Source organism: Rhodobacteraceae bacterium D3-12, assembly GCA_025916135.1.
Taxonomy (GTDB): domain Bacteria; phylum Pseudomonadota; class Alphaproteobacteria; order Rhodobacterales; family Rhodobacteraceae; genus JAKGBX01.
Window position 1 is genome coordinate 2,312,727 of sequence record CP104793.1, and the last position, 13,494, is coordinate 2,326,220.

General features: G+C 56.9%; 11 protein-coding genes. 4 read left to right on the plus strand and 7 right to left on the minus strand.

The features are described 5' to 3' along the window. Window positions 1-92: 92 nt before the first annotated feature. Window positions 93-1,439, minus strand: coding sequence for a DUF1446 domain-containing protein (locus N4R57_11360; GenBank protein UYV35670.1), 1,347 nt, complete (start codon window positions 1,437-1,439; stop codon window positions 93-95). Window positions 1,440-1,441: 2 nt separating this feature from the next. Next, window positions 1,442-2,632: an acyl-CoA dehydrogenase family protein gene (locus tag N4R57_11365; protein ID UYV35671.1), complete on the minus strand. Its 1,191-nt coding sequence runs from the start codon at window positions 2,630-2,632 to the stop codon at window positions 1,442-1,444. Between the two features lie 439 nt (window positions 2,633-3,071). Between N4R57_11365 and N4R57_11370 the strand changes: the two genes are divergently transcribed. Further along, on the plus strand, window positions 3,072-3,527 hold the full coding sequence (locus N4R57_11370; protein UYV35672.1) for a hypothetical protein: 456 nt from the start codon (window positions 3,072-3,074) through the stop codon (window positions 3,525-3,527). Between the two features lie 42 nt (window positions 3,528-3,569). Here N4R57_11370 and N4R57_11375 read toward each other — a convergent pair whose 3' ends face one another. The 5 genes from N4R57_11375 to N4R57_11395 all read right to left on the minus strand — a co-directional run bounded on the left by N4R57_11375 (window position 3,570) and on the right by N4R57_11395 (window position 10,938). Continuing rightward, window positions 3,570-5,531 (minus strand): hydantoinase B/oxoprolinase family protein, encoded by a 1,962-nt coding sequence (locus N4R57_11375; protein ID UYV35673.1) that lies wholly within the window; start codon window positions 5,529-5,531, stop codon window positions 3,570-3,572. Window positions 5,532-5,534: 3 nt separating this feature from the next. After that, the gene (locus N4R57_11380; GenBank protein UYV35674.1) at window positions 5,535-7,562 is read right to left on the minus strand and encodes a hydantoinase/oxoprolinase family protein; all 2,028 of its coding nucleotides are present in this window, start codon (window positions 7,560-7,562) and stop codon (window positions 5,535-5,537) included. Between the two features lie 139 nt (window positions 7,563-7,701). Then, complete coding sequence (locus N4R57_11385) at window positions 7,702-8,649, minus strand: helix-turn-helix domain-containing protein (protein UYV35675.1); 948 nt, start codon at window positions 8,647-8,649, stop codon at window positions 7,702-7,704. Window positions 8,650-8,970: 321 nt separating this feature from the next. Continuing rightward, on the minus strand, window positions 8,971-9,885 hold the full coding sequence (locus N4R57_11390; GenBank protein UYV35676.1) for an AEC family transporter: 915 nt from the start codon (window positions 9,883-9,885) through the stop codon (window positions 8,971-8,973). Window positions 9,886-10,035: 150 nt separating this feature from the next. Further along, entirely contained in the window at window positions 10,036-10,938 is a 903-nt protein-coding gene (locus tag N4R57_11395; GenBank protein UYV35677.1) for a LysR family transcriptional regulator, read from the minus strand. A gap of 131 nt (window positions 10,939-11,069) precedes the next feature. Between N4R57_11395 and N4R57_11400 the strand changes: the two genes are divergently transcribed. Genes N4R57_11400 through N4R57_11410 form a run of 3 tightly spaced genes read left to right on the plus strand, consistent with a single transcriptional unit; the run spans window position 11,070 to window position 13,484 of the window. Beyond that, on the plus strand, window positions 11,070-11,849 hold the full coding sequence (locus tag N4R57_11400; protein ID UYV35678.1) for a 5-oxoprolinase subunit PxpA: 780 nt from the start codon (window positions 11,070-11,072) through the stop codon (window positions 11,847-11,849). 27 nt (window positions 11,850-11,876) lie between these two features. Then, window positions 11,877-12,113 (plus strand): acetyl-CoA carboxylase, encoded by a 237-nt coding sequence (locus N4R57_11405; GenBank protein ID UYV35679.1) that lies wholly within the window; start codon window positions 11,877-11,879, stop codon window positions 12,111-12,113. A 3-nt stretch (window positions 12,114-12,116) separates the two neighbouring features. After that, window positions 12,117-13,484 (plus strand): acetyl-CoA carboxylase biotin carboxylase subunit, encoded by a 1,368-nt coding sequence (locus tag N4R57_11410; GenBank protein ID UYV35680.1) that lies wholly within the window; start codon window positions 12,117-12,119, stop codon window positions 13,482-13,484. Window positions 13,485-13,494 lie beyond the last annotated feature (10 nt).

Genomic DNA, 13,494 nt, shown 5'->3' on the forward strand with positions numbered 1-13,494 from the left:
CGCGGGCGCGATGGCGTGACCGCTCGGTATTTTGAGAAACCGCGGTTCAAGCCCCAGTTGGCTGGTCGGAACAACCTCCGTGACCTTGCCATTTACATGCACCCGCTCGGTGATGTATTTACTGTCAACCAACGCGGGCCAGTGGACGACATAAGCCCCCCCGCGTTCGCCCCGGTTCGTGCACAAAAGCCCGGAAAATTCGCCAAAGCCAACTCGACGATCTTGGCCGAAAATATCCGCCCCACGATTTTCGAGTCGCTTGCTTTCACGTCGATTTTCAATGACGCAAAGGCCTGTTCATTGGTTTCAGGGTTCGGCTTGTCGCTGCGGATAAGCTGTTCACTCACCTGATCAAATCTGTCGCGGCCACCGATCGCCTCGAACAAAGCGTCGGTAAAAACCTTCGCCTTTTCTTCAATATCGAGCCCGGTCAGCAAGATTTCCATGCTGTTACGATACCCGCCCAGCGTATTGATGCACACCTTGTGCGTCACTGGCGGCATAGATCCACGGCACCCCGAGACGCGCACCCGGTCTATGCCCGTTTCCTCGATCTTGAGCGTGTCAAAATGCGCCACTACATCGGGATTAAGATACGCCGGAGACGACGTCTCATACAGCAATTGAGCGGTGACGGTTCCAACCGACACCAGCCCACCAGTGCCGGGATGTTTGGTGATGGTAAAGCAGCCATCGCGTTCGATCTCGGCAATGGGATAGCCGATGTTCGCAAAACTATTTACCTCTTGGAAAAAGGCATAATTGCCCCCTGTTGCCTGTGCCCCGCACTCAATTATATGCCCCGCGGCAAGCGCACCCGCCAAGGCATCATAGTCATCTCGCGCCCAACCGAACTTCCAAGCGGCCGGACCAATAACAACGGCGGCATCTGTCACACGTGGACAAATGACGATATCCGCTCCCTGCGTTAAGGCCTCTGCAATACCCCACGCCCCGAAATAGGCGTTCGCCGTCACGGGCTGATGCCGCGACTCCGCCAATTCGCGCCCGGTATCAATGTTGACAAAACGCTCCCCAACAGCCCCCAGATCTTCCAGTCGTGGGATCAGATCATCCCCGTCGATATAGGCAACCGTCGCCTTCAAACCCAACTCGGCAACGATCGCTTCGACCTCTTCCGCCATGCCCTTGGGGTTAAGTCCGCCTGCGTTGGTCACAATTTTTATATCGCGCTCAAGTGCGGGCTCTATGACCTCGCGGATCTGCTTGAGAAAAGTTCCGACATAGCCCGCCTCCAGGTTTTTGGCCTTTTGACCATGCAGGATCGACATGGTCAGTTCCGCCAGATAATCACCGGTCAAAACGTCAATTGGCCCGCCCTCGATCATCTCGCGCGCCGCCGACAGCTTGTCTCCGTAAAAACCGCTGCAATTGGCAATCCGAATGACATCGGCAGCGTCATCATTGATGCGGTTCACAATCATACTCCCATCTGGCGTGCCGCCAGATCGCGCAGGATTTCTTCCGAACCGCCTCCAATCGCATTCACCCGGACCTCGCGGTAAATCCGCTCGATCCGACACCCGCGAAGATATCCCGCGCCGCCCAAAATCTGCATCCCCTCGCGGGCACAGAACTCCATGGTGAGCGTCGCCTGAACTTTGAGAAGCGACAGATCGGCAATCGGTTTTTCACCCGCACCAACCCGCAGCGCGCATTGCTCCAGATAGGCTTGTGTCGCGTTGATCTTGCGCGCCATCTCGGCAAGCTTGTGACGGATCACCTGATGATCCGCCAACCGTTTACCAAAAGTCTTACGGTCTCTCGCCCATGCCAACGCATCTTCAAGACAGACCCGCGCCAAAGCGTTCGCGCTGGCCGACATCCACAAACGCTCGGTGTTGAAATTCGCCATAATCCCCTTAAAGCCTTGGTTTTCCTCACCGATAAGGTTCTCTGCCGGAACACGCACATCGTCAAAATAAAGCGCCGCAGTGTCGGATGCCCACCACCCCTGCTTTTTCAAGGGCGTTCTGGTGAACCCCTCTCGCTCCCGTTCGATCAACAGCAACGAAACACCCGCCGCCCCCTCGCCGCCGGTGCGCACCGCAACCGTATAATAATCGGCGCGCATACCGCCGGTGATGAACATTTTCGATCCGTTGACGATGTAATGATCGCCATCCCGCACCGCCGTCGTGCGCAGGTTGCTCACGTCGGACCCGCCAGAAGGCTCGGTCACCGCCAATGCATGAATCTTTTCACCGGCAAGAACCTGTGGCGCAATCCTGCGCTTCATGTCTTCGGAACCGGTCGCAAGAACCGGCGGCAATCCGATGCTGTGAACCAACAAGCTGGCATTGATCCCACCCGAACTGCACCGCGCCATTTCCTCGGCCGTGACCAGTATAAAAAACGCATCCGACACCGGGATACCGCCGTAAGCTTCAGGATACCCTGCCCCCAAAAGCCCCACTTGCGCCGCCTTGGTATAGAGCGCGCGCGGGAATTCCCCCGCTTCGTCCCATTCGTCGACAAACGGCATGATCTCTTTATCGACAAAGGCACGCAATGTGGCGCGCCACGCCTGATGATCCTCGGTGTAAAATGGTCCTTGATATCGATGGTCAAAATCAAACGGGCTCTGCCCGCCATCAAACTCGATTGGCATTTTTCTTCCCCCTTGGACCGCCTCCCAACGGCCGTAGGCCAAAAACAGTCCATCTGGATTGACTTTATTCACCCCATTCAAGACCTGTCAATATTTCAAATCCATCCGGTTTGACTTTTTTCGAAAACTTAGGCCCTATCCCTCAATCCCTACCCTTGCCTCCGCACGGGCACATAGGTGTTCAACCGGTCGCTTGCTCAGGGGAACACAACCCTCCGGGGCACGGCGGTCAAAGCGGAAAGGTTACGACATGAACTCGGCTGAGGGACTTGGAAAGCAGCAAGCAAAAAGCAGGCGCGTGCGCAAGGAAATTTGCGAAGCAACAATTACTTGCCTGATAAAGCTCGGCTATGGTGAAACCTCGCTTCAGCGCGTCGCAAACGAGGCCGGCTTCTCAAAAGGTGCCCTTCAACATCACTTCCCAAGCAAGGAAGACCTGATGGTGGCGACCTCCGACATGCTGTTGGAACGTCCCTTCATGCAGCCCCGAAATTCCGAAAGCATCCCGGAAACCGTAGAAGCGGCAATCCTGTCCAACTGGAAAAAACTCACCAACACCGATGCCTATCTCGCCCTGCTTGAAATTCTGATCGCGACGCGCACGGACCTGAAATTGCAAGAGCGCATCAAAGACAAACTGGAAATGTGGAATGACGAGCTTGACCAACTGGCGTTGCGCACGTTCCGCTCCACAACAGGAACAGACGAGGACGTCATCGCCATTCAGACGATGACAAGAAGCCTCATGCGGGGGCTGGTCATTCAGGATCGCTATTCCTCAAACCCTGAAGAGACGACAAACCTGATACATCGCTGGATCGACTTCATCTCGCCCGAATTAGAGCTGCGCAAAAATGCCCCAAAAGAGAGCGGAGCCAAGGCGGGCAAGGCCTGAAAAGTCCTTTGCCCGCCCTGCCCCAATCCTTACCGGTCTTCTTTAGCTCCAATGCGCGACTGAGCGCCGCTCAAAGCTCTCACGGAACTGGCGCGTTGAGTTGACCATCAACTCCCCGGTTCCCCAATCCAAGATGACCGCATATTTGCGCACCGCATCCATCTCGTTGATCTCACCGTCGCGATACATTTTCGAAACGGCTTCGGGATCCATGCGCGCCCAGTCCACCCGGTTCTGCCGGATGTGCGCCCGCGCCCGCTCGGTGCCCTCTGTATCCACTTCATAATCCAGCAGCTCAGCGTCGTTCACCTTGATCACAACGCCATAGTCAATCTCGGCACGCCCAACCGAGACATATTCGTCGATCACATCCTGCAGCACCCGCTCCGGGTCACGCTCCATCGGATCGCCGTAACCACCGCCACCCGCCGTTGGGCGCGTGAACTTGTCACCGCTTTTGATCTTATAGTTGGAAAAGACCGATCCGAGCCAATTCTGCTCGCCTGTTTCGGCGTGTTCGATCATAAGCCCGTGCGGCATCGACGGCAGACCGCCTTCAACGCCCCAGACAACCGCGCGCTCTCGATCGCAAATATACGACATCACGGTATTGTCGGCCTCCAACAGGGTCGAGGCCTTGATGACCCCCGCACCACCGCGCCATTTTCCGGGCCCGGGGCTGTCCTGTTTGATCTGGAATTCATCCGCCCGCGTGGGGTTCACCCGCTCGTTCCCCTCTGATGGCTGAGACATCAAGCCGGTGCCGAAACAGGCGGTGGTCACATCGCTGCCATCCTTGCCGTTGCGCCCGCCCCAACCGCCGGGCAACCACTCGTAGAACATGTAAATCGGCTTTTCAGGCTTACGCAGGTCATTGCCCCCAGCAAGGAGGTACTCAAGGTTAAAGGCACAGGCGATCGCCCGTTCCGGCATGATCTGCGACCACATCTCGAAAATCGCGTTCATGATCTTCTCAAAAGGCATCAGGAACCCGGTCACGGCCACAGGCCATTCTGCGCTCACAACACTGTTCGCAGGGGCTTTGACCTCGACCATGCGATAGAATCCACTGTTCAACGGCAGATCCGGGAAAAAAGTCTTCATCCCCGCAACAACGGCCGAAAACGTCGCGCCGTGTGCGGAATTATAGATCGACGAGATCGTTGGGTGGCTGCCTTCAAAATCATAGACAATCTCATCACCCTTGATCGTCATTTTGATGTGAATCGGGATCATCCCCTCGCCCGCACCGGGATCACGGTCGATATAGTCCACCGCCTCCCATGTGCCATCCGGCAAATCGGAAATCCGCTGGCGCACGGCGCGTTCAACATAATCCTGAACCTCGTCCATGCCCCGGGTCACCTGATCGCGCCCGTATTTGCCAACAAGACGCTGAAGTTCGCGTTCTGCCACCTGCGTGGCTTGTGCCTGTGAATGGATATCACCGATGATCGAGGCAGGATCACGCGTGTTGGCCGCGATCATATTCGCAACGTCGGAACAGAACTTGCCCTTGTGGAACAACCGGATCGGCGTGATCCGCACCGCCTCACCAAACATCTCATGTGCCGTGACATTAAACGATCCCGGAACAGAGCCGCCAAGGTCCGACCAATGCCCGTTGGATTGCGAAAACCCGATCAGCGTCTCTTCGTCAAAAATCGGCCGGATCAAGCGCACATCGCTGAAATGCGTGCCCCCCGCATAGGGGTCGTTGATCGCATATACATCGCCCGGATACATGTCTCCTTCAAAGACGCGGATCACGTCCTTGCAGGTATAATGCAGCGTGCCAACATGCACGGCGATGTCCGAATTGCCCTGAGCGACGCAATTGCCTTGGGCATCGTGCAACCCATTCGAGAAATCCCGATTGTAGATCACAAAGGAATAGCAGGTTCGCAGCATCTGCTCTGCCATTTGATCCACCGAGGTGATGAAAGAGTTCTTGAGAACTTCGAAGGTGACCGGGTCAAGGTCCTGTCTGGATGTCGTGTTCATGTCTCAGTCCTTCGCTCGAATAAGAATGTTCATGTATTGATCGACGGTCGCCGTTGATTGGGGCGGCACGACGACGGTGGAATCGACCTGTTCGACGATGGCCGGACCGGTGAATTCGGCCCCCGCTTTCATCAAAGCCCGGTCGTAAACAGCGGCTTCGGTTTTTTCGCCTTTGAACCAAACCGCACGCGTGCCGATTGGGTCGGGCGTATGCGCCACCACCTCGAACGAGGGCAACTCGGCCTTTTGCACAACGCCCGTAGCCTTCACGCCAACCCGGAAAATACTGACCGGAGAGTCTTCCCTGCGGAAATTGTATTCCCGCTCGTGTTCGGCATGGAACCCGCTCACCAGATCGCTGGTGCTCGTGATTTTTGAGGGCGCCGAGACCGACAGAGACCGCCATTGGCCCTGATACATCATCTCGACCGTGCGTTGCAGCACCGTATCATCCGGCGACACACCTTCGTGGTGCAGCCGCTCAAGCGCCTCTTTTTCGATCTTGGCAAATGCCTTTTCAAGGGATTGCGGCGTCGTGTCGGCGGCATCGGCCATAAAGCTGTCGGAAAAATCATGCTGGATATCGACCAGCAAGCATCCCATGGCCGAGGTCACCCCCGGATTGGGCGGCACAATAACGATCGGAATAGCAAGCTCGCGCGCAACAGCGGCACCATGCAACGCACCCGCCCCGCCAAATGCCACCAGCGCGAAATCGCGCGGATCATGGCCCCGGCTGATGGAAAGCAACCGCACAGCATTGGCCATATTGGCATTGGCAACGTCGATAATCGCCTCCGCCGCCGCGTGTAATTCCATCCCGAATGGCTCTGCCACGGTCTCGCGCACCGCCTTTTCGGCCAAAGCAGGGTCAAGCGTAATATCCCCCCCGGCGAGGCTGTGACCCAACCGGCCAAGCACGACATTGGCGTCACTGTTGGTGGCCACTTCGTTGCCATTGGAATAACAGGCAGGCCCCGGATAGGCCCCCGCCGATTGCGGCCCGTTGCGCAGCGATCCGCCCTCGTCTTTCCATGCCAACGATCCGCCACCGGCGCCAATTGTCAGAACCTCAATGCTGGGAAAGCGGATCGGATAGCCGTATTCGATGAACCAGTCCTTGGTCACAGTCGACTCGCCCCGATACGTCAGCGACACATCGGTGCTGGTGCCGCCCATATCGAACCCGATCGAGTTCTCATAGCCGCACAGGTTGCCGATAAACCGACTGGCGATGGCACCCGCCGCAATGCCGGACCCGGCCAGCCGCGCTGCAAAATCTTTGACACTCGCAGGCGTCATCACGCCGCCGCCCGTGTGCAAAAGCAGCAGGTCTCGCTCGTATCCGCCCTCGGTCAGCTTTTCCCCAAGCCGCGAAACATAATCGACAACAACGGGCGAAACGACAGCGTTCACCATCGTGGTCGAAAACCGCTCATGTTCAAAGATCTCCGGCATAACTTCGGAAGAAATCGAAATGTGAACGTCCGGCATCTCTTCACGCAAGATTTCGCGCATGCGGACTTCGTTTTCACCATTCACATATGAATTGATGAAACACACCGCAATCGCCTTCACCCCGCGTTTGCTCAGCAACGCTGCAACCCTGCGCGCCTCTTGTTCGTCCAACTCCTGAATGACCTTGCCGGACGCATCAATGCGCTCCTTAACAGTCAAACGATCCCGCCGGGGGATATAGGGTTTGGCCACATCCTTATAGGTATCCCACAGGTCTTCCTTGTTCGAGCGCCGGATCTCCACAACATCGCGAAACCCCTCGGTACAGACCATTGCCGACCTCGGCAATTTGCGGGTGATCAGGGCATTGGTGGCAACGGTGGTGCCATGCGAAAACATACTGACATCCGCAAGGTCCACTTTTGCATCCGCCACTCCGGTCATGATCGCGCGCAACGGATCGTCAGGTGTCGAAGGCGTCTTTTCGATCCTGATCTGGCCGCTCTCCTCGTCCATGATACAAACGTCGGTGAATGTCCCCCCGACATCTACTGCCATTCTCGTCTTTGTCATCGCTCGTTCCTATCCTTTTCGGCGCTTGCCTATTGGCCAGCAGAGGTTGTTCTGCGCAAACGGCGCAGCTATTCGGTCTCATGGTTGACGTGTTGTCAGTTGGTTTTCAGAGCTTGTCGGGCATCATCACCCGATGCAGTTACCCAGGGCGAATTTCCGCCTCGGATCGGGCTTTCTTACGGGTGTCCGACGGCGTACAGCCGAACCTGACACGATAGTGTTTGCAGAACTGCGCATGGTCATAGAACCCCCACTCGTTGGCGATCTGCGCCACCGTCGAACTGTCATGAACCAACGTGAGCGTCTCGTGACAGCGGGTCAGTCGTTTGTCGCGGATATAGCTGGCAACCGAGCAATCATTCTCGGCAAACAACCCTTGAAGATACCGTAAAGAGATACCGCAGGATTCCGCCACAAGCATCGGCGTAAGGTTCCTGTTGGCAAGACTATCTCGGATGAACTGCTCTGCGCGCTGCAAATGCGCGGCACGAATGGTCGAAACCGAACTGCCCAAAATGCGATCGTCGCTTCGCATCGACAGGCACAACAGGTCCAACAAATGCTGCCCCGCCATCTCACGCGCGGCATCGTCAATAACATCAATACTGTCGATCGTGTTGCGCACGGCCCCCACAAAAAACGAACCCACGCCAGAGGTCGCATCGAAGGTCAAAGCACTAAGCCGCTCCGTCGGTCCAAGCCGGGATTGAACGCTGGACGTTGGCACCTTTAAAACCCACAGCTTGTTGCGCCGTTCATGAGAGAACTCATAAGGCATGTCCCCCTGCTCGACCAAAAAACCACCGGGCCCACAGCGGGTCTGCCGCGAGGCTTGGTGAAAATTCACATCCCCCCCATGAGGGATCGTGATCAGCAGACTGTTGTCCTTTTCTTTCTCGAAATGGCTCTTGTGACGCCGGTACATAACCCCGTCACATTGCATTTCCGAAAGCCCCACGATCCCCAATCCCCAAGACTTGAGCGAGCCGCTGAACGACTTGGGGTCACGGCATTGCACCGACAACGGAAAATAGGTCTCTGAAATCGTTCGCGACCACATCGCGTTTTTGTCGATCGAACCTTGCATCCTTTTCTCCCGTCCAGCGGTTTACCACAAACCCCGGACCTGCATTCCACCTTCAACTCTACCCCATAACAAATTTGGAAATAGGCGATTTGCGCACAAATATTTGGGTCACGCCAAAGCCGGCACAATCAACAGGCTCCAAGTCGGGTGCAGCAGGCACGGCGCACGATGTTTGAGCGAACCAAATATTCTTCACCCTCTCCCCCTCAGACCCGCATCACCCAGTCCCAGCTGACCAACACGATCCGTCGCCCATACTAGTCGCTCAAAAGGAATTCGTCGAATTATTTGGTGGATTTCACGCCGCGCAAGGTCGACCGCTTAAGAAAGCAGCGAGATAACAACAGGCAAGGTGATCGCAGAAAAAGCAGTGCCATAAAGGACAGTGCGGGCAGAAAGCGGCACGCTAATCCCCTCGGCGCGGGCCATGACATAGACATTCGCGGCTGGCGGCAACGCCCCCATAATAATGGCCGTCGCGACCCAAACGGGATCAAAGCCAGTAAAAACCATGAACGCCAAGGCGACGGCCAATGGATGCACAATCAGCTTCACAACAAGACACGCCCCAAGCCTTGTATCCAGCGCGCGACTCCGGTTTCGCGCCAGCGTCAAACCGAGCGAGAACAGAGCCGCAGGCGCAGCGGCGTTTTGAAATCCGCTCAGGGGCGTGTCCAGTGCCGCAGGCAAATCCCACCCCGTTCGCGCAAACAAAAGCCCCGCCAGCGTTGCCAAAATAAACGGATGTGTCACAACTTTGCGCAAGGATGCAGCGAGGCGCGCAAAATTGCGAATTCCGCCGTCGATCATGGCGGGCCAAATGGTAAAGATCAGCAGCACATCAGCGCAAAAGACAAAAGCCGCAGGCGCCCCTGCCGCAGGGCCAAGAACAGCAACCGTCAAAGCAGGCCCCATGTAGCCAATGTTGGAATAGCTGGCCGCAAGCCCGAACACCGCCGGATGGTCCTCGGTTTTGTTGCGACGCCCGATCAGCCAGCCGAGCACAAACATCGCCCCGGTCATCGCGGTGGTCACGGCCAAGAACCCCAGCAGGCTCGCCGCGCCCGGCGGGACGACGCGCACCGATTGAAACAACAGTGCAGGCAAGGCGATGTAAAAAATGAACGCATCCAGCCACCGCTGCTGTTCGGCCCCATGGCGCAACAGCAACTGAGCCGCAACTCCGGCAAGGATATACACAAAGAACGGCGCGATCAGTCCCAGACCAACGATCATACTATGACACTCCGCTGGCCTGTTCTGATAATCGCACCGTATTTGAGACGACTGCTGTTCATGGCGCAAGCCTATGAGCGATATGCACCGTTAGCACAAGTCTGCGCCAGTCAAAGCTGCTCATAGCCGGTCAATGCCGGACAAGGTCAGTCATAATTGCAGCTTCGGCGATAGGAACGCAGAGGTGAAATACGACCGCAAAGCTTCTATCGCCGGAGTAAGCGGCGTGGCGCGGTTCAAAGCCAGCCCCACATCCATCGTCGGAATTTCCACATCCGTCGACACCGTCTCGATCCGCCGCCCTTCAAGCGACCAAGGCCGATACACCATATCGGACAAAATCGTCACCCCCTGCCCGTTCGCCACAAGCGATCGCACCGCCTCAACAGAAGAGGTGCGCAGCTTGATATTTGGGTGAGCATTGTTGCTATTCCAATACTTCATAGTGGAATGCGCAGCCTCATCCACCGTCAGCATTACATAGGGTTCGTTGGCGATCTGCTGGAGCGAGATTTCCTTGTCTTCGCCAAAGGGGTGCCCCGCTGGCACCCACAGACGGCGCGGTGATTTCAGCAACGTCAAAGTCTCGATCCCATCGCGATGGATGTTCGAGGTCAACGCCACCGCCATGTCGATCTGGCTACGCAGCAATTGCTCCTCAATGCTCTGTCGGTTCAACTCGACGATGTTCAGTTCGATTTGCGGATAAAGCTGCGCCAGCCGCGCAATATGAAACGGCAGGAAATACCCCAGCACCGTGTAAGTCGCGGCAATAGTCAGGCTGCCACTGATGTCGGACGCTCCACGGTGGATATGATGCGCCGCCTCCACCTTATCGAGGATGTCTCGCGCCACGGGCAAGAATTCACGCCCGGCCTCGTTCAACTCCATTCCCAAGGCGCGACGCTGAAAGAGCGTTACGCCCAAGATTGCCTCTAATTCACGCACTGATGCGGTCACAGAAGACTGTGAAATCGACAACAAACGCGCAGCCCGGCTAACTTGGCCGGTCTCCGCCGTGGCAACAAAGTACTTCAGGTGCTTGAAATTCAACTCTAAATTTCCTTTTCCAAAGCCGCCGCCATACAATTATCTGATTTTTTAATAATGCATCAATAAAAAAATGAAATATCAATTTCGCTGCAAGCTGCCATCATGGATCACAACAACAAAAGGATGTGACCATGAAAGAGGTCGTCGACCTAAATTGCGACATGGGTGAAGGTTTCGGTCAGTGGGTGCTTGGCGATGCCCCTGACGAAGAGATCATGAAAATCATCAGTTCCGCCAATATCGCTGCGGGTTTTCATGCGGGCGATCCGAACTCAATGAACCGTGTTATCAAGCTCGCCCAAGCGCATGGCGTAGGGCTCGGCGCGCACCCGGGATATGCCGACTTACAAGGTTTCGGGCGCCGCTATATCAAGACCGACGCGGCAGAGCTGATCAATGACATCGTCTATCAGATCGGCGCCATCCGCGAATTCGGACGACGCCACGGTGCCCAGTTGCAGCATGTGAAACTGCATGGTGCCCTCTATATGGAGGCCGCCGCGAACGAAGACCTGTCGCAGATGCTGGTCGACACGCTTCAGGCAACCAGCCCCACGTCGCTTCTGTTCTGCATGGGAATCTCCAAAACCTATGCCGCGGCCCAACGCGCCGGCCATCCGGTGATCCGCGAATTCTATGCCGACCGGGATTACGACAATACCGGCTCCATCGTCTTCCGGCGGCAAGTGGGCCGGCCCGACCCTGAACAGATCGCTGAAAAATGCGTAAAAGCGTGCAAAACCGGCAAGGTGACCACGGTCGAAGGCGACGAGATCGAAATTCCGTTTGAATCGATTTGCTTTCACTCCGACACACCCGGCGCATTAAACATGGGTCAGGCCATCCGCGCCGGTCTGCAGGATGCAGGCATCCGGATCGCAACGGCAGCCGAAATCGCGAAAACCCTATAACAAGACCGACCAATAAAGGAGGCCATCATGGCTCATATCCTCTCCCCCGTCCCCGGCACATTCTACACCCAATCCGCTCCGGGTGAGCCGTTGTTCAAAACGCCCGGCGATGCCATCGCCGCCGGTGATGTCATCGGCCTGATCGAGGTCATGAAAACCTTTATCGAAGTCAAGGCCGAGGCCGCAGGCACCTTCAAAGAATATGTCGTGGAGAATGGCGCGGCGATTGGCGCAGGCGAATGGCTTGCTGAGTTCGAGGGCTGATCCATGCCAATCAAACGTTTGCTGATCGCCAACCGCGGCGAAATCGCGGTGCGGATCATCCGCGCAGCCAAGGCGATGGGTATTCACACCATCCAGGCCCATTCCGAAGCTGACGCCGACATGCTGGCAGTGCGGATGGCGGATGAAGCGGTCTGCATCGGCCCTGCCCAAGCGGCGCACTCCTACCTCAACGTCGACGCGATGCTAGAAGCGGTCAAGTCGACACAGGCGGATGCGGTCCACCCCGGCTATGGCTTTATGGCTGAAAACGCCGATTTTGTCCGCGCGCTCGAAAAGGCCGGTATCACCTTTGTCGGCCCCTCTGCCGACACGATCGACCGGATGGGCGACAAGGTGGCCGCCAGACAAGCTGCCGAAGCCGCCGGCGTGCCGGTTGTCCCCGGCTCAAAAGGACGGCTTGATACTGTCGACGACGCAGTCGCCGTAGCTGCCGATCTGGGCTACCCCGTGATGATCAAAGCCGCAGCAGGCGGCGGTGGCAAAGGCATTCGGATTGCCGACAGCGAAGCCGACCTGCGCAAAATGGCACCACAGGCACAGGCCGAGGCCAATGCAGCCTTCGGCGACGGCGGCCTCTACCTTGAGCGGGCCATCAACGCGCCGCGACATATCGAAGTTCAGATTATGGGCGATGGCACCGATGCGGTGCACTATTTTGAACGCGAATGCTCCATGCAGCGCCGCCGCCAGAAGGTCTGGGAAGAAGCCGGTGCCTCCTGTCTCGACGAGGCGACGCGCGCCCATCTCTGCGATACCGCCGTGGCTCTGGCCAAGGCCGTCGGCTATGTCGGTGCCGGAACGCTTGAATATCTCTATGACAGCAAAACCAAAGAGTTTTTCTTTATCGAGATGAACACCCGAATACAGGTCGAACACCCGGTCACGGAAATGCTGACCGGCAGCGATTTGGTTCAGGAAATGATCCACGTCGCAGGCGGCGGCAAACTGCGCCAGTCACAACAGGACATCACCCGAAGCGGCCACGCCATCGAAGTGCGGCTCAATGCCGAAGACCCGGCCATGCAGTTCCTGCCCTTCCCCGGCAAAGTCGACAGCCTGCGCCTTCCCGAAGGCAAGGGCATCCGCTTCGACCACTTCCTCTACGAAGGCTATCAAGTGCCGCCGTTCTACGATTCCCTGCTGGGCAAGCTTATCGTCCACGCCGAAGATCGTGCCGCCGCAATCGCGCTGTTGATCACGGCTCTGGAAAAGCTGGAAATCGGCGGCCTCAAGACCACAACACCCCTTCACCTCGCTTTGGCACATGATCCTTCCGTGCGGGCAGATGACTTTCATACGCAATGGCTCGAGCCTTGGCTGGCTGCGGGCAACCTCAACGCAACCCCTTAACGACAAGAGG

Bases quoted from the DNA above. Each gene is read 5' to 3' on its own strand.
- N4R57_11365 (UYV35671.1), bottom strand. From the start codon at position 2,632: ATGCCAATCGAGTTTGATGGCGGGCAGAGCCCGTTTGATTTTGACCAT.
- N4R57_11370 (UYV35672.1), top strand. From the start codon at position 3,072: ATGGTGGCGACCTCCGACATGCTGTTGGAACGTCCCTTCATGCAGCCC.
- N4R57_11375 (UYV35673.1), bottom strand. From the start codon at position 5,531: ATGAACACGACATCCAGACAGGACCTTGACCCGGTCACCTTCGAAGTT.
- N4R57_11380 (UYV35674.1), bottom strand. From the start codon at position 7,562: ATGACAAAGACGAGAATGGCAGTAGATGTCGGGGGGACATTCACCGAC.
- N4R57_11385 (UYV35675.1), bottom strand. From the start codon at position 8,649: ATGCAAGGTTCGATCGACAAAAACGCGATGTGGTCGCGAACGATTTCA.
- N4R57_11390 (UYV35676.1), bottom strand. From the start codon at position 9,885: ATGATCGTTGGTCTGGGACTGATCGCGCCGTTCTTTGTGTATATCCTT.
- N4R57_11400 (UYV35678.1), top strand. From the start codon at position 11,070: ATGAAAGAGGTCGTCGACCTAAATTGCGACATGGGTGAAGGTTTCGGT.
- N4R57_11405 (UYV35679.1), top strand. From the start codon at position 11,877: ATGGCTCATATCCTCTCCCCCGTCCCCGGCACATTCTACACCCAATCC.
- N4R57_11410 (UYV35680.1), top strand. From the start codon at position 12,117: ATGCCAATCAAACGTTTGCTGATCGCCAACCGCGGCGAAATCGCGGTG.